Below are 15,798 nucleotides of genomic sequence, written 5' to 3'. Positions count from 1 at the left end.
AACCTGGTCGCATTGAGCGACGGGGGTGGAATTGCAGCCGAGCGTTTCGGGGTGAATCGCGCTGCACTGCAGCACGCACCATCGCCTTTTCGGGTCTTTCTTGCAATTTCAGATATTTGCGGGGGATTGGACGAAGTTTTCCCAATCCCGCCCCGGAGAAGAATATTCCTCCGCCGGGGGTATCAGCCTCCGGTCCCGCTTATCGGAGCGTCAGCCAGGGCAGCACGATCAGCAGCAGACCCGAGAAATACAGCAGCCCGAAGATCAGGCCAAAGCCCCAGAACTGGCCCTTCCCGATATAGCCGCTGCCGAAATACATCGGCGCGGGTCCGGTCGCATAGGGCGAGATCACGCCCATCAGGCCGAGCGAATACATGCAGAGCATGGCGAGCGTCGTGACCGGCAGGCCGGGGATGCCGGAGCCGACCGCGAGCACGACGGGCAGCACGGCGGCGGCGTGCGAGGTGATGCTCGAGAAGAAATAGTGGATCCAGAAGAACAGCGCGACCAGCAGGATCATCGCGGTCGACGGCGACAGTCCCGCGAGCGGCTTTGCGTATTCGGTCGCGAACCATTTGATGAAGCCGATCTCGTTGAGGCCCGACGCCAGCGTCAGCAGCGAGGTGAAGTAGAAGAACACCTCCCAGGCGCTCTTCTCGGCGACGATGTCGGCAAACTCGATCACGCCCGTCACCAGCATCAGGGAGATCACGATGAAGACGACGGTGGTGGCGTTGACGAAGTTCGAGCCGAGCACGGGCACGTGGATGTCCGGGCTCGAGCCCGCGATCCACAGGAACATCGCCAGCACGACCAGCGCCAGCATGATCCACTCGTTGCGCGACATCGGGCCCATTTCCGTGAGCTCCTTCGTCGCCCATTCGGTGATCTCGGGGCTGCGCTTCACCTCGGGACGGCACACGACATAGCTGAGCAGCGGCACCACGATCATCAGGAGGATGCCGAGCGGCGCAAAGCCCATGAACCATTGCGCCCAGCTCACCTCGACCCCGACGGTCTTCTTGGCGATCGCCAGCGCCGCCGCATTGGGCGCGAGCGCGGTGAAGAACAGCGAGCTGGTGATCGCGGTCGCCGCGAACGCAGTCCACATCACATAGGTGCCGATCTTGCCGGCAGTCGGTCCCGGCTCGGAGCCGTAGATGCGCGGGATGTTGCTGATGATGGGATAGACGATGCCGCCGCTGCGCGCGGTGTTGGAGGGCGTCGCGGGTGCGAGCAGGAAATCCGACATCGCCACCGCATAGCCGAGCCCAAGCGTGTTGCGGCCGAGCTTCTGCACCAGCACCAGCGCGATGCGCCGGCCGAGCTGGCTCTTGCGATAGCCGATCGAGAACACGAAGGCGCCGACGATAAGCCACACCGTGCTCTCGGCAAAGCCCGCCAGCATCCAGCGCAGCGATTTATTGGGATCGGGATCGATATAGCCGGCAACGCCCGCAACCGTCAGGCCGATGAAGCCGACCGCGCCGACCGGCATCGATTCCAGGATGAGCCCGGTGATGACGGCCGCGAACACGGCAAAATAGTGCCACTGATTGACGTTGAGGCCGGGCGGCACTGGCCACAGATAGATCGCCAGCCACACCACGAGCGGCGCGATCAGCTTCCAGCGAAATCCTTTTGCCTCAGGCGCCTGCGAGCTAGCGGCCATGGGCCCTCCCCTCGATTGTCGTCATAGCGTGCCGCCCGTTGGCCGGGCCGCTTTTGTCCCTATCGCGGCGTATACGGATTGTCCGGGGCCCGATCAATGGCCCGGCGTCAGGTTCTACCGCCCCTTGAAGCGGGGTTTGCGGCGGGTCAGGAACGCCTCGACGCCCTCCTTGTGGTCCTCGGTGAGGCTTGCCAGCGCGAACTGGTCGATGTCCATGTGGCTGGCGAGATCGTCCAGCGCATGCGCGAGCCGGTTGACGGTCAGCTTGGTCATGGCAACCGAGAGCGGCGGCTGCGCGGCGACCTTCCGGGCGAGCTCCATGGCGGTATCGAAGGCATGGCCGGGGTCGGCCACCTGTTCCACCAGGCCCCATTCGTAGGCCTCCTCTGCGCTGATGCGCTGATCGGCCAGGATCACCGCCTGCTTGGTGCGGGCCGGCCCGATCAGGTGCAGCATGCGCGGGATGCTCTGCCAGCTCATGTTCATGCCGAGCCCGATCTCGGGCACGCGCAGATGCGCATCGCGCCCCATGACGCGGAAGTCGAGCGCCACCGCAAGCGCCACGCCGCCGCCGACGCAAAAGCCCTCGATGGCCGCGATCGTGATCTGCTCCATCTCCTGCCAGGCCTGGGTGAGGCGCGGCCCGAGCTTGAGATGCCGGCGCAGCGTGCCGAGATCCATCTCCTTGCGCGAGCGGCCCTCGGCATCCTTGAGGTCGAAGCCGGCGCTGAATGCGCTGGTGCTGCCCGTCAGCACCACCACGGACGTCGTCTCGTCATCCTCAAAGCTGCGCGCCGCCGCCGTGAGCTGACGCAGCGCTTCGGGCGACAGCGCATTGATGCCGTCGTTGCGGTCGAACCGCACGATCGCGATCCGCCCCTCCGGTCCATGACCTTTCTCGATCGTCACAAAGTCAGTCATGGCAACGCCTCCTACTTTCTCGGTCTTGGATCTGGTCCTGCATCGCTCGCCGCATAGGCGCCATTCGCGGCGCGCGCATCCTGCGCCGGGAATGCGACGAGGGCCGCGATTGCCGCGGGATTCCGGTATGTTTGGCCCAGCCCATGGCGCGATGTTAGCAGAGTCTTCGCCTCGACAAGGCCCGGATTCTCGGACTATCTTCGAGGCCATGAGCGAGCATCATCACGACCACGATCACGACCATTCCGAGCTGTCGGAAACCGAGCTGCGCGTGCGCGCGCTCGAGACGATTCTGACCGAGAAAGGCTACGTCGAGCCGGCCGCGCTCGATGCCATCATCCAGGCCTATGAGACCAAGATCGGACCGCACAACGGCGCTCGCGTCGTTGCCAAGGCCTGGACCGATCCGACGTTCAAGAAGGCGCTGCTGGAGGACGGCAGCAAGGCGATCGGCACGCTCGGCCATGTCAGCCGCGTCGGCGACCATCTCGTCGTGGTCGAGAACACGCCCGCGCGCCACAACATGGTCGTGTGCACGCTGTGCTCCTGCTACCCCTGGGAGATGCTGGGCCTGCCGCCGGTCTGGTACAAGGCCTCGCCCTATCGCTCGCGCGCCGTGAAAGACCCGCGCGGCGTGCTCGCCGATTTCGACGTGACGCTGCCCAAGGACATGGAAATCCGTGTCTGGGATTCCACCGCCGAGACGCGCTTCCTGGTGCTGCCGATGCGGCCCGAGGGCACGGAGGGCTGGAGCGAAGAGCAGCTCGCCGAGCTCGTCACGCGCGACTCCATGATCGGCACGGGATTCCCCAAGACGCCGGGAGCGCCCTCATGAACGGCGTGCACGACATGGGCGGCATGGACGGGTTCGGCAAGGTCGAGCCCGAGCTGAACGAGCCGATGTTTCACGAGGAATGGGAGTCCCGCGTGCTCGCCATGGTGCGCGCGATGGGCGCGGCCGGCGCCTTCAACATCGACACCTCGCGCTTCTATCGCGAGACGCTGCCGCCGCACGTCTACCTCTCAAGCTCCTACTACAAGAAGTGGTTCCTCGGCCTCGAGGAGATGCTGATCGAGAAGGGTTACCTCACGCGCGAGGAGGTCGCCGCCGGCCACGCGATGAAGCCCGGCAAGGCGCTCAAGCACGGCAAGTTTGATCTCGCCAATGTCGAGCGTGTGATGGTGCGCGGCAAGTTCGCCCGCCCCGCTCCGGCGCCGGCGAAATTCGACATCGGCGCGCGCGTCCGTGCGAAAAACATTCATCCGACCACCCACACGCGGCTGCCGCGCTACGTGCGCGGCCATGTCGGCGTGGTCGAGCTCAACCACGGCTGCCACGTGTTTCCGGATTCGGCGGCGATGGAGCTCGGCGAGAATCCGCAATGGCTCTACACCGTCGTGTTCGACGGCCGCGATCTCTGGGGCGAGGATGGTGATCCGACGCTGAAGGTCTCGATCGACGCGTTCGAGCCCTATCTGGATCCGGCGTGATGAGCAGCACGCTTGCTGCCGCCGCGACGGCCGCCATTCCCAGCATTCCGCGCGATGACGACGGCCCGGTGTTCCGCGCGCCCTGGGAGGCGCACGCCTTCGCGATGGCGCTGACGCTGCACGACCGCGGCGTGTTCACCTGGCCGGAATGGGCCGCAGCGCTGGCCGACGAGATCAAGCGCGCCCAGGCTGCCGGCGATCCTGACACGGGCGAGACGTATTACCTGCACTGGCTCGCCACGCTGGAAGGCCTCGTCGCGCGCAAGGGCGTGGCGTCGATGGACACGCTGCACCGCTACCGCGATGCGTGGGATCATGCGGCGGACCGCACGCCGCACGGCAAGCCGATCGAGCTGCGGGACGAGGATTTTGGCTAGCCCGCGCTTCACCCGTCATTGCGAGCGCAGCGAAGCAATCCAGAATCTTACTGCGGAGACAGTCTGGATTGCTTCGTCGCTGCGCTCCTCGCAATGACGGCGGAACTACCGCCCCGCCGCATACTCCCGCCACCCCTTCGCCCGCAGGCTGCACGCCGGGCATTCGCCGCAGCCATAACCCCAATCATGCTGCGCGCCGCGTTCGCCGAGATAGCAGGTGTGGGATTGCTCGCGGATCAGGTCGACGAGTCCCTCGCCGCCGAGATCGTGCGCGAGCTTCCACGTTGCGGCCTTGTCGATCCACATCAGCGGCGTATGCAGCTCGAATTGTCGGGCCATGCCGAGCGAGAGCGCGGCCTGCATGGCGCGGATGGTGTCGTCGCGGCAATCGGGATAGCCGGAATAGTCGGTCTCGCACATGCCGCCGACGATGTGGGTGATGCCCCGGCGATAGGCCAATGCTGCGGCAAACGTCAGAAACACCAAATTGCGGCCGGGCACGAAGGTGTTGGGCAGCCCGTCGGCGCCCATCGCGATCGCGACGTCGCGGGTCAGCGCCGTCTCGGAGACCGCGGCCAGCGTCGGGATCGACAGCGTATGGCTCTCGCCGAGCTTTGCGGCCCAATCAGCGCGCAGGCCCTTGATGCCGTCGAACAGCCGGTCGCGGCAGGAAAGCTCAATGGCGTGGCGCTGGCCGTACTCGAATCCCAGCGTCTCGACGCGCGCAAAGCGGCTCAGTGCCCAGGCAAGGCAGGTGGTGGAATCCTGGCCGCCGGAAAACAGCACCAGTGCGGTTTGTGATGAAAATGCGTCGCTCATGGCCCGCGCTTTAGCATTGCAGGCCCCGCGCGCCAATCGGTGGAAATCGTCCTGTTCCGCTGTGCCCGGCTGGGAACGGCGGCCCGCTTTTGGCATAAGGTTCGGGACCCAGGAGACTGCCCCGCAATGACCCCTTCCCGCGACATTTCCCGCCTGATCGAGATCATGGCGGCGCTGCGCACGCCGGTGACCGGCTGTCCCTGGGACCTCGAGCAGAATTTCGCGACCATCGCGCCCTACACGATCGAGGAAGCCTATGAGGTGGTCGATGCCATCGACCGCGGCGATCTCGACGATCTCAGGGAGGAGCTTGGCGATCTCCTGCTGCAGGTCGTGTTCCACGCCCAGATGGCCTCTGAACAGGACGCCTTTGCGTTCGGCGACGTGGTCGAGGCCATCACCCGAAAGATGATCCGGCGCCATCCCCATGTCTTCGCCGACAAGGACGGCAATCTCGCCTCCTCCCACGTCAAGGACGTCTGGGACCGCATCAAGTCCGAGGAAAAAACCGAGCGCGCCGCGCGCCGGCCGCCGGAGGCAACGCCGCCGCACAAATCGCTGCTGTCGGGCGTCAAGGCCGGCCAGCCCGCGCTGACGCGCGCCATGGAGCTGCAGCGCAAGGCCTCCACCGTCGGCTTCGACTGGAACGACCCGCGCGCAGTCTTGCAGAAAATCCGCGAAGAGGCCGATGAGATCGAGGCTGCGCTCGATCGCAACGACAAGCAGGAGATCGCCGAAGAGACAGGCGACCTGATGTTCGCGCTCGTCAACCTCGCCCGCCACGTCGACGCCGATCCGGAAGCCGCATTGCGCGCGACCAACGCGAAGTTCGAACGGCGCTTTGCCTATATCGAGCGGGCGCTGGAGGCGCAGGGCCGCACGCTCGAGCAGGCGTCGCTGGAAGAGATGGACGCGTTGTGGAATGCGGCAAAGGGAGACAAGAATCCCGCATCAGAGTCTCGCCAGACTGTCGATCGCTAGCCGGGTCGATTTCATCGTTCGCACTTGATGCAGATATAGGTCAGCACCTTTTCCTGAATACAGCGCGGCCCGCTCCGAAGGATCGGGTGGATCACCTTTCAAGCCATGGAATTGTCACGACAGACAGTCTAGAGTTGAACAACGGACTCCGCGCAGCCGAACCCCAACGGCAGGTGAGTGCGATGCCACTGAAGAGCTATTCGGTCCTCAAGGGGCGCCCGATCGCAATGCGTTTCGGCACCGGCCAGTCGCCGCACTATCAAGTGCATATCGTGGCCGACAACGCGGATTTTCGCATCGCCGTCAATGTGCAGTCGGCGGACGGAAGCGAAGTGGAGTATCTGGTGCGATCGCACTTCGTCCATCCGATCACCGATCAGCTCGCAGCGCTGCCGGTGGGTTTGCACCCGCAGCCGCCGAAACCGGTCAGCATGGCGCTGGACTTCATTCGCGGCAATCTGATGCAGCCGAAGGAGATGGTCCCGCTGCCGCTGTCCGCGCCGGGACCGGACAACGACCTCAACGAGAAGCTCGACCAATTCGTCCAGCGCGCACTCTCGAACGAGAACGCGATGGTTTATGCGTTCGGCGACACATGGGGACCCGAGACGAAAGCGGACAATTATTTCGGCTTCCGGCCGGGACGCGGCATTCACGACATCCACATGAACCAGGGAAATCCGACCGGAAAATTCTCGGACGACAACGGGCCGTGGCAGGACGGCGGGCTCGTGTTCGAATTCCCGGATCAGAACCTATGGACGGCAGTCTTCCTCAAATTCCAGACGCAGGCCTGGCACACCGACGACAAGACCGGTGATCCCATCGATCTTGGCGGAGGAACGCCGAAACCGCCCCCGGATCCGACGACCCCTCCGACCGGGCAAATGCCTGATGGCCTCGTGTGCATCATTGCTGCCCTCGTCAACGCCGTGAAGACACCCGAGCGGGAAGTCGTTACGCTGCTCAATACCGCCGATCGCGACATCGATCTCACCGGCTGGATGCTGGCCGACAAGCAGAAGAACAAGATGGCCCTGTCAGGGACAATCGCGGCCGGGGGCACACTCGCCGTCGTCGTGCAGAAGCCGATGGAGCTCTCGAACAAGGGCGGCATCATCTCGTTGCTGGACGATCAAGGGATCAAGATCCACGGCGTCGCCTATACCAAGGCGCAGGCGAAGACCCCGGGCCTGACCATTCCGTTCTGATGGACAGAGCTGGTGGCTGACGCCGGGCCCGCGAATGCGGTCAAATTCGAACCGAGCGCCGGGTTGGCCTCACCCGATGCGGCATCCTTCGGGGCACTGCCACGCATCGTGGATGTCGCGCGAGCTTTCCCAGGTCTGATATAGGTGTTTTGGTCGTCGGAGAGTCCAGCAGCGGTTGCTTATGGGTCGAGGACTAGTCTCAAGTTCGAGGGCACGGTGGAAATCAGGCAGGACGATCCGAGGGCGGCACATGTCGCCGACTTGCTGGCGCATCATCTGGAAGAGCTGCGCAGCGTCATGGGCGAGCACGCGCAGGCGCTCGACGCGAGCGGTCTTTCGGCTGCGTCCGTGACGTTCTGGACCGCCTGGCAGGACGGTGTGCTGGCTGGCTTCGGTGCCCTGAAGCAGCTTGATGAGACGCATGGTGAAGTGAAGTCGATGCGCGCCGCGCCGACTGCGCGGCGGACCGGAGCCGGCCGCACGATCCTGAATCACATCATCGCCGAAGGTCGCAAGCGCGGATATGCGCGTCTCAGCCTGGAGACGGGGACTGCGCCGCTGCACGCTCCCGCCGTCACACTCTACCGCAGCGCCGGCTTCGTATCCTGCGAGCCGTTCGCCGACTATCGGGCAAGCCCGCACAACCAGTTCATGAGCCTCGATCTGTCGAGGTGATGGTCTCGGTGCGTAGCCCGGATGGAGCGAAGCGCAATCCGGGGCGCCTCCCGCCGTGACATCCCGGATTTCGCTGCGCTCCATCCGGGGCTACGAAGGCACGCCAAATTACGTGGCGCGATGCGGCACGGCATCGAACCTGTTCACCACGATGTCCCGCTTGGTCTCATCCACCCGCACGGTCATGTCGAAGCGGCCGTCGTGCAGTTCTTTGGCAAGCACCTCGGAATTGCGGTGCAGCCAGGAGATGCCGGCACCGTCCGCGGCGTCGATCGACAGATCGAGCGTGGTGCGCTTCGCGGCGAGCCGTTCCTCGATCGCGGCGAGCAGTGCATCGACGCCCTCGCCCGTGACGGCCGAGACCAGCATTGCCGGATGATCCTCCGGCCTGCGCGCGGCGATGTTCAAAATCTCTTCGCGCTGTTCGGCATCGTAACGGTCGATCTTGTTCCAGACCTCGATGATGCGGCCGCTATCGTCAGGATTGATGCCGAGCTGGCGCAGCACGGCGTCGACATCGCTCTGCTGGGCCTCGGCGTCCTCGTGCGAGATGTCGCGCACATGCAGGATGACGTCGGCTTCCAGCACCTCTTCCAGCGTAGCGCGGAAGGCAGCCACGAGCTGCGTCGGCAGATTGGAGATGAAGCCGACGGTGTCCGACAGCATCGCCTTTCCGCCATGCGGTAGCGTCAGCGCGCGCAAGGTCGGGTCGAGCGTGGCGAACAGCATGTCGGCGGCCTGCACGTCGGCGCGCGTCAGGCGGTTGAACAGTGTCGACTTGCCGGCATTGGTGTAGCCGACCAGCGCGACCACGCGATACGGCACGCGCTGGCGTCCGGCGCGATGCAGGCGCCGCGTGGCCTGCACCTTCTTCAGCTCACTCTCGAGTTTCGAGATGCGCTCCTGGATCAGGCGGCGGTCGGCTTCGATCTGCGTCTCGCCGGGACCGCCCATGAACCCGAAACCGCCGCGCTGGCGCTCCAGATGGGTCCAGGAACGCACGAGGCGCGAGCGCTGATAGTTGAGATGCGCGAGCTCGACCTGGAGCGAGCCCTCCTTGGTCTTGGCGCGGCGGCCGAAGATCTCGAGGATCAGGCCGGTGCGGTCGAGCACCTTGGCATGCAATTCCTTCTCGAGGTTGCGCTGCTGGATCGGGGCCAGCGCGCAGTCCATCACCACGAGCTCGACGTCGAGGCTCTTGGCCAATGCGGCGATCTCTTCGACCTTGCCCTTGCCGATATAGGTGGCGGGGCGGATCTGGCTGATCGGCGCGATGATGGCGTCGGCGATGACGAGGTCGATCGCACGCGCGAGGCCGGCGGCTTCGTCGAGCCGGGCCTCGGCGTCGCGTTGAACATGATTGGGAAGGGCATGGCCCTCCGGTTGCGCGTCGGCACTTCCCGCGCGCGCCCGCAAATAGGGACCGATGACCAGCACCCGCCCCGTCTGCTTAGCCCCTGCCGATCGCGGACGGTCGGCATCCCCGTCGAAATTCCGGGGTTCCAATCAGATCACTCTCAAGCCGGCTGATCCTCGCCGCCTTCGAACAACTGGATCGGAGCGCCCGGCATGATGGTCGAGATCGCATGCTTGTAGACCAGCTGCGAGTGACCGTCGCGCCGAAGCAGCAAACAGAAATTGTCGAACCAGGTCACGATGCCCTGGAGCTTCACTCCGTTGACCAGAAAGATCGTCAGTGGCGTCTTGGTTTTGCGAACGTGATTAAGGAAGGTGTCCTGTAGGTTTTGAGCGCGGTCTGCCGCCATTGTTTTTTTCTCGCTTTGAGTTTCTTTTTATTGCGCCGGTTGTGACCCTGTTTTCAAAATGGGGCCTTCTTCCGGTTGCCGCTCCTCATGAGATCCCCCTCGAAGGAACAGCGGTTCGATTAGAGGACAGGTCGGCTTATTAGGCAAGCCGCTTCACGCGGCAGACGACGTCCGTTTTCTCCGAAAAACTACGGAAATAGATGATTTTCCTCGCTTATCCCTAAGGTCAGGGCACGACGTCGGGCTTTAGCCGACGCCGAGCGCCTTCAGCTTCCGGTGCAGCGCCGAGCGTTCCATGCCAACGAACTCGGCCGTACGAGAAATATTTCCTGAAAAACGGCTGATCTGGGCAATCAAATAGTCGCGCTCGAACACTTCGCGCGCCTCGCGCAGCGGCAGGCCCATGATGTGCTCGCCATTGTTGCTGGTCGGCATCGCCGGGACCATCGAGCCCACGTCCTGCGGCAACATGTCGGCGGTGATGATCACCTCCGGACCGCCTGCGGCGAGAATCATGACTCTCTCAACGTTGTTGCGGAGCTGGCGCACGTTGCCGGGCCAGACATGCGATTGCAGCACGGCCATCGCGTCCTGGCCGATCTGGCGCTTGGGCAGGCCGCTGCCGGCCGAGATCTGCTCCATGAAATAGTCGATCAGCTCCGGAATGTCCTCGCGGCGCTCCGAGAGCGCAGGCACACGGATCGGCACCACCGAGAGGCGGTGATAGAGGTCCTCGCGGAAATGGCCGGCGGCGATCTCCTCTTCGAGGTTGCGCGCGGTCGAGGAGATGATGCGGACGTCGACCTGCACCTTGGCGGTGCCGCCGACGCGCTGGAACGACTGCTCGACCAGCACGCGCAGAATCTTGTTCTGGGTCTCGCGCGGCATGTCCGCGATCTCGTCGATGAACAGCGTGCCGCCATGCGCCTCTTCGAGCGCGCCCGGCTTGCGCGGCTGCTCGCCGTTGGACTGCTCGACGCCGAACAGCTCGTGCTCCATGCGCTCGGGCGTGATCGCGGCTGCGTTGATGACGACGAAGGGACCGTCGGCGCGGCCCGAAGCGGTATGCAGCGTGCGTGCGGTCAGCTCCTTGCCGGCGCCGGCAGGGCCGACGATCAGGATCCGGCTGTTGGCTTTCGCCGCGCGCTCGATGGTCTGGCGCAGCTGGTTCATGCTGGGCGAGCGGCCGACGAGCTGGCTGGCGCTCGGCGCGAGCTGCTTCAGCTCCTTGACCTCGCGCTTGAGGCGAGAGTTCTCCAGCGCGCGGTTGGCGACCAGGATCAGGCGATCGGCCTTGAACGGCTTTTCGATGAAGTCATAGGCACCACGCTTGATCGCGGCGACCGCGGTCTCGATGTTGCCGTGGCCGGAGATCATCACGACCGGCAGGTCGGCATTGTCCTTCTTGACCTGCTCCAGGAGCTGCAAGCCGTCGAGCTTGGAGCCCTGCAGCCAGATGTCGAGGAAGACGAGGTGCGGCCGGCGGTTGGCGATTTCGGCCAAGGCCGAGTCGCTATCGCGCGCGGTGCGGGTGACAAAACCCTCGTCCTCGAGGATGCCCGCAACGAGATCCCGAATATCGGCCTCATCATCGACAATCAGAATTTCACTTGCCATGGGTCGCGCCTGTCTTCTCAGCTGCCTGTTGAGGCTTCGATTTTCGTTGAATCATTGGTCTTTTCAGCCGGCTCTTTGGTTTGGGCCGCCGGTGCTTTTGTTTCTTGCGCCAGGTCCTTGACAACGGCGCTGGCCTGCTCACTCGCCGCGTCCTTGGCTGGCGGTGCCGGCTCGGTTGCCTCGGATTTCTTGGGCTGGCCGGAGATCGCAAAGCGCAGGCGCATCCAGGCGCCGCGCTGGCCGTCGCGGAAGTCGGACGCGTCCTTCAGCTCGATGCGGCCGCCATGGTCTTCCAGCACGCGGCCGACGATGGCAAGGCCGAGGCCCGTACCCTTGGCGCGCGTGGTGACGTAGGGCTCCAGCAGCCGCGAGCGCGCGACCTTGGGCAGGCCGATGCCGTTGTCGATCACGTCGATCAGCACGTCCTCGCCCTCGCGCGAGACCACGACGTCGATGCGGCCCTTGCCCCCGTCCTTGCCGAGCTCTTCCGGCGGCACCTGCTCGATCGCCTCGGTGGCGTTCTTGACGATGTTAGTGACCGCCTGCGAGATCAGCCGCCGGTCGAACTGCGCCCGCAGCGGATCTTCCTTGAACTCGGCCTCGATCTCGATCTCGGGATGGGCGACCTTCATCAGGAACACCGCCTGCCGCACGGTGTCGGCGACGTCCTCGCCCTCCATCACCGGCTTGGGCATCCGCGCAAAGCGCGAGAACTCGTCGACCATGCGGCGGATGTCGTCGACCTGGCGCACGATGGTGTCGGTGCACTGGTCGAAGATCTGCTTGTCCTTGGCCTCGGTGATGTCCTTGCCGAACTTGCGGCGGATGCGCTCGGCCGAGAGCTGGATCGGCGTCAGCGGGTTCTTGATCTCGTGGGCGATGCGGCGCGCGACATCGCCCCAGGCCGAGGTGCGCTGCGCCGAGACCAGCTCGGTGATGTCGTCGAGCGTGATGATGTAGCTGTCGTGCGGCTGGTTCTTCTCGGCGCTGACGCGCACCGAAAGATTGCGCTCGGTGCCGTCGCGCGTGATGGTGATCTGGCCCTGCACCAGGCGCTGGGTCCCTTCCCGCGCCGCCTTCATCATCTCGTCGAGCTCGGGCAGCACGTCGGACAGCGGATGGCCGAGCGTCTCGGCTTCGGAATGCCCGATCAATTTTTCGGCGGAGCGGTTGAGGATGCCGACACTGCCTGACGTATCGACGCCGATGATGCCGGCGCTGGCCGAGGACAGCACGGCCTCGATGAAGCGGCGGCGGCTGTCGATGAGATCGCTGGCGTTGACGAGCTCGTCGCGCTGGCTGCGCAATTCCTGCGTCATCTTGTTGAAGGTCTCGCCGAGCTGAGCGAGATCGCCTTCCGACTGGTGCACCGGCACTTTCACATGGAGATCGCCGGTCGAGACCGTATGCGCCGCGTTCATCAGGCGCCGGATCGGCGCCACCAGCGAGTTGGCGAAGTTCAGCCCGATCAGCACCGAGGCCATCAAAATGGTCAGCGCGATCACCGCGAACATCAGCGCGAAGGCGACCTGGATGCCGAGCCGCCGCGACTCGATCTGGGCATATTCGGCGACGCTGACCTCGGTCTGCTTGAGCTGGTTGACCACATTCGGATCGAGCGGCCGGGCGACGTAGAGGAAGGTGTCGCTGAAGGCGCGCAGGCGGATCACCGCCGCGACGAAGCTCGCGTCGGGCAGCACCGCGATCTCGGGCTCGTTCTCGTTGACGTTGCTGAGGAAGTCCGGCGCCGGCGGCGAATAGGCCAGCCGCATGCCGGTGTCGGCGGATTCCAGGATGTTGGTGTTCTTGTCGATGATCATCGCGCCCGGCAGGTTGCGCGAACTGGCGCTGGCCGTCAGCATCTCGCGGAACGAGCGCCGGTCCTGGTCGTAGAGCGGCCGTGCATGGGCGATGTCGTTGGCCATGCCGAGAATGTCGCCGCGGATCAGCTGCGCGTGGTCCTGCATGTAGGCCCGCGCGATGTTTAGCGAGTTCTGGATCACCTCCTTGGTCGGCCCGGAGAACAGCCGGTCGAGGCCGCGCTCGAGGGTGACGTTGGCGACGACGGAGACCAGCACCGCCGGCAGCACCGCCACGATCGAGAACAGGCTGACGATCTGGACATGGAGGCGTGCCGCCGCCCTGCCCCGCCGGCGCGCCAGGATCAGCTGCCAGAGCTCGCGGACGATGATCCCGACCAGGAGCAGGATCGTGCCGGCATTGATCAGGTAGAACGAGCGGACCACCTCCGGCGTCGGATCGATGCTCGTGAGGCCGGTCAGGACCAAGAAGGTCAGCAGGCCCGACAGCAGCGCCAGCGCGACGGCAAAAGGCGCCAGCCAGCGTCGCGGCGACCAGCGCCGGGGCTCTTCTGCTGAGGCCGTGTCAAAGGATGCGGCCGAGGTGTCTGCGCTGGTCATTCCGGCGATGGTGCTGAAAAATGGGTCCGCCGCGGCGGCAACTGATGTATTCGTACCACATTGTTGCAGAGACGCGACAGTGTCAAATAGTCACGTAATCTCAGTCACTTACGGAATTCAACTTCTTCTTTTAGCCACGATTTACCAAAACGCGCGATGCGGGATTCGATGGTTTTGCCTGGCAGGCGGCTCGATCGACCGACTTGCCCGGAACAATGGCCTTCGCTCCGCCCGCGAGGGCGGTCACCCATCAGCCGATCGGGCCCGATGGCGCTCAGCCGCTGCCGCGGGATGGCGGATCGAGGCGCGATCTCTGCCCGCGCATGCGCTTGATCTCGCGCTTGAGTTCCTCGGCTTTTTCATCCCGCTGCTCGCTCGCCGTTGCCGGCCGCTCCTCGCGGCGCAGCTTGTCGAGCGCCTTCTCCACGGAGAGCTTGTTGGTCTCAGCCATATCGCGCCTCTCTCGCCAGACCGGTTCCGGCGTCGCCGCGTCCGTCAGTACCGGTCATAATAGGGATCGTTCTGCGGACAGATGTAGTTCCCATAGGTGTCGTAGTAGCAGGCCTGTTGTAGTACCCGCTGCCGTAATGGGCGCCGGCCGTGTCAGCTCTTCGGGCTGAACATGCCGCCAGCCGCCTTCATGGCGGACTCGCCCACGGTCCTGGCCTGATCGGTCAGGGCCCGCATCTGGTCCTGGAAAAACTCGCCCTGAAGCTTCAGCGCGTCCTGCACGTCCTTGGCGTGGATCAGCTTGTCGCCGAGATCGAAGGTCGCGCTGACGTTGCGCTGCATGAAGCTGGTGAACTCCTTGGCCTGGCTCGCGATCGGCAAAGGTGATGATCCGAGCCCCTTCTCCAGCAGCTCGAAATAATCTGCATTGGCCTTACGCAGGCGCCCCAGCGCCTCGGCTAGCATCGTGCGGATGTTCTCAGCGGACGGATTGATCTCTGGCATGATATCTCCCCTTTCAGGAGTTGGTGGTTAAGCGGCAAGTCCTCCGAACCAGGCGCCGAAATAGCCGGCGTAGAGTGCAGGAATTTCGAGATTCATGGAGTGCCCGACCTTGGGCACGACCACGAGGCGGCAATCCGGCATCGCGTCCGCCATCGTGCGAAGGTCGGCCGGCGCAATCCAGCCGTCCCATTCGCCCCACAGCACCAGATGCGGGTGGTGTAGCTCCGGCATGCGGCGTTCGAGTTCCCTGCTCTCCCGTTCCCGCGTGAGATTGACCGGCGTTCCGATCCAGATGCCTTCCGAGACGCCAAAGGTCTGCTCGATGATGCGGTCGAACAGCGCCTGGATGTCTCCAAGGCCCTCGCGAAAGCGCGGGATCATGTTCGGCGCCATGCTCTCGGGGATAAACAGCGAGGTGGCGGCGGTGGCCATCACCGAGCGCGTCAGCTCCTTGCTCGCCATCATCGCCCTGAACAGGCCGATCTGGTCGGCATTGAAGGTCATTCCGAGCGGCGTCACCGGATCGAGCGAAAACACGCGTCCGAACCGCTCAGGCTGCATCAACAGCATGCGCGCCGCGATGATGCCGCCGGTCGAATGGGTGGCAAGGTGGCAGTACCTGATATCGAGCGTATCGAGCGCCGCCAGCATGTCCTCCGCATGCTGCGTCATGGAATAGTTGGAATAGTCGGGTGCGGGTTTGGGGCGGTCGCTGTCGCCGCAGCCGCGCCAGTCTATCCCGATCACGCGCAGGTCGGAGGGAAACAGCGGTGCGGCGAGCTCGATCCAGTCCTTGCTGGCGAGATTGCCGTGGATGAAGACGACCGTGACGTCGCCTCGTCCCCACTCCCGCCAGCCGAGCTGGACTTCACCCGCCTGCACCCGCGGCATCAA

At 64.5% G+C, this 15,798-nt stretch carries 16 protein-coding genes; 6 read left to right on the top strand and 10 right to left on the bottom strand.

Features of this window, described 5'->3' with window-relative positions; translation table 11 throughout:
• Positions 1-199: 199 nt before the first annotated feature.
• Positions 200-1,672: a DASS family sodium-coupled anion symporter gene (locus tag VGR99_RS33855; protein WP_326904292.1), complete on the bottom strand. Its 1,473-nt coding sequence runs from the start codon at positions 1,670-1,672 to the stop codon at positions 200-202.
• Positions 1,673-1,786: 114 nt separating this feature from the next.
• Entirely contained in the window at positions 1,787-2,593 is an 807-nt protein-coding gene (locus VGR99_RS33850) for an enoyl-CoA hydratase/isomerase family protein (RefSeq protein WP_326904291.1), read from the bottom strand.
• 208 nt (positions 2,594-2,801) lie between these two features.
• On the opposite strand from VGR99_RS33850, the gene nthA reads away from it, so the two are divergent.
• The 3 genes from nthA to VGR99_RS33835 are packed head-to-tail and all read left to right on the top strand — an operon-like array spanning position 2,802 to position 4,461.
• On the top strand, positions 2,802-3,428 hold the full coding sequence (gene nthA / locus VGR99_RS33845) for a nitrile hydratase subunit alpha (RefSeq protein WP_326904290.1): 627 nt from the start codon (positions 2,802-2,804) through the stop codon (positions 3,426-3,428).
• Positions 3,425-4,084 (top strand): nitrile hydratase subunit beta, encoded by a 660-nt coding sequence (nthB, locus tag VGR99_RS33840; RefSeq protein ID WP_326904289.1) that lies wholly within the window; start codon positions 3,425-3,427, stop codon positions 4,082-4,084. The genes nthA and nthB overlap by 4 nt, the downstream gene beginning before the upstream one ends.
• Positions 4,084-4,461, top strand: a complete 378-nt coding sequence (locus VGR99_RS33835) for a nitrile hydratase accessory protein (protein WP_326904288.1) — start codon at positions 4,084-4,086, stop codon at positions 4,459-4,461. The genes nthB and VGR99_RS33835 overlap by 1 nt, the downstream gene beginning before the upstream one ends.
• A 105-nt stretch (positions 4,462-4,566) precedes the next feature.
• On the opposite strand, the gene queC is transcribed toward VGR99_RS33835, so the two are convergent.
• Positions 4,567-5,280, bottom strand: a complete 714-nt coding sequence (queC, locus tag VGR99_RS33830) for a 7-cyano-7-deazaguanine synthase QueC (protein WP_326904287.1) — start codon at positions 5,278-5,280, stop codon at positions 4,567-4,569.
• A gap of 126 nt (positions 5,281-5,406) precedes the next feature.
• Between queC and mazG the strand changes: the two genes are divergently transcribed.
• From mazG to VGR99_RS33815, 3 genes are all read left to right on the top strand, one after another.
• Positions 5,407-6,261 carry a nucleoside triphosphate pyrophosphohydrolase gene (gene mazG, locus VGR99_RS33825; RefSeq protein ID WP_326904286.1) on the top strand — a complete coding sequence of 285 codons (855 nt, stop codon included), beginning with the start codon at positions 5,407-5,409 and terminating at the stop codon, positions 6,259-6,261.
• Positions 6,262-6,443: 182 nt separating this feature from the next.
• Positions 6,444-7,472, top strand: coding sequence for a DUF2278 family protein (locus VGR99_RS33820; RefSeq protein WP_326904285.1), 1,029 nt, complete (start codon positions 6,444-6,446; stop codon positions 7,470-7,472).
• Positions 7,473-7,688: 216 nt separating this feature from the next.
• A complete protein-coding gene (locus tag VGR99_RS33815; protein ID WP_326904284.1) occupies positions 7,689-8,147 on the top strand; it encodes a GNAT family N-acetyltransferase in 459 nt (152 codons plus the stop codon).
• Positions 8,148-8,255: 108 nt separating this feature from the next.
• Here VGR99_RS33815 and hflX read toward each other — a convergent pair whose 3' ends face one another.
• The 7 genes from hflX to VGR99_RS33780 form a co-directional block, all read right to left on the bottom strand.
• Positions 8,256-9,653 (bottom strand): GTPase HflX, encoded by a 1,398-nt coding sequence (gene hflX, locus VGR99_RS33810; RefSeq protein ID WP_326904283.1) that lies wholly within the window; start codon positions 9,651-9,653, stop codon positions 8,256-8,258.
• An 11-nt stretch (positions 9,654-9,664) separates the two neighbouring features.
• On the bottom strand, positions 9,665-9,913 hold the full coding sequence (gene hfq / locus VGR99_RS33805; protein ID WP_007591126.1) for an RNA chaperone Hfq: 249 nt from the start codon (positions 9,911-9,913) through the stop codon (positions 9,665-9,667).
• A 246-nt stretch (positions 9,914-10,159) separates the two neighbouring features.
• The gene (locus tag VGR99_RS33800; protein ID WP_194475938.1) at positions 10,160-11,530 is read right to left on the bottom strand and encodes a sigma-54-dependent transcriptional regulator; all 1,371 of its coding nucleotides are present in this window, start codon (positions 11,528-11,530) and stop codon (positions 10,160-10,162) included.
• Between the two features lie 17 nt (positions 11,531-11,547).
• Positions 11,548-13,950 carry a PAS domain-containing sensor histidine kinase gene (locus VGR99_RS33795; protein WP_326904282.1) on the bottom strand — a complete coding sequence of 801 codons (2,403 nt, stop codon included), beginning with the start codon at positions 13,948-13,950 and terminating at the stop codon, positions 11,548-11,550.
• Between the two features lie 274 nt (positions 13,951-14,224).
• Positions 14,225-14,401 (bottom strand): hypothetical protein, encoded by a 177-nt coding sequence (locus VGR99_RS33790; RefSeq protein WP_326904281.1) that lies wholly within the window; start codon positions 14,399-14,401, stop codon positions 14,225-14,227.
• Between the two features lie 152 nt (positions 14,402-14,553).
• Positions 14,554-14,904 carry a phasin gene (locus tag VGR99_RS33785; RefSeq protein WP_326904280.1) on the bottom strand — a complete coding sequence of 117 codons (351 nt, stop codon included), beginning with the start codon at positions 14,902-14,904 and terminating at the stop codon, positions 14,554-14,556.
• 27 nt (positions 14,905-14,931) lie between these two features.
• On the bottom strand, positions 14,932-15,795 hold the full coding sequence (locus VGR99_RS33780; RefSeq protein WP_326904279.1) for an alpha/beta hydrolase: 864 nt from the start codon (positions 15,793-15,795) through the stop codon (positions 14,932-14,934).
• Between the last annotated feature and the right edge of the window lie 3 nt (positions 15,796-15,798).

The sequence above is a fragment of the Bradyrhizobium sp. genome (assembly GCF_035935975.1).
Classification (GTDB): domain Bacteria; phylum Pseudomonadota; class Alphaproteobacteria; order Rhizobiales; family Xanthobacteraceae; genus Bradyrhizobium.
Note: the sequence above shows the minus strand (reverse complement) of the source record. Positions and strands in the feature narration are given on the sequence as shown.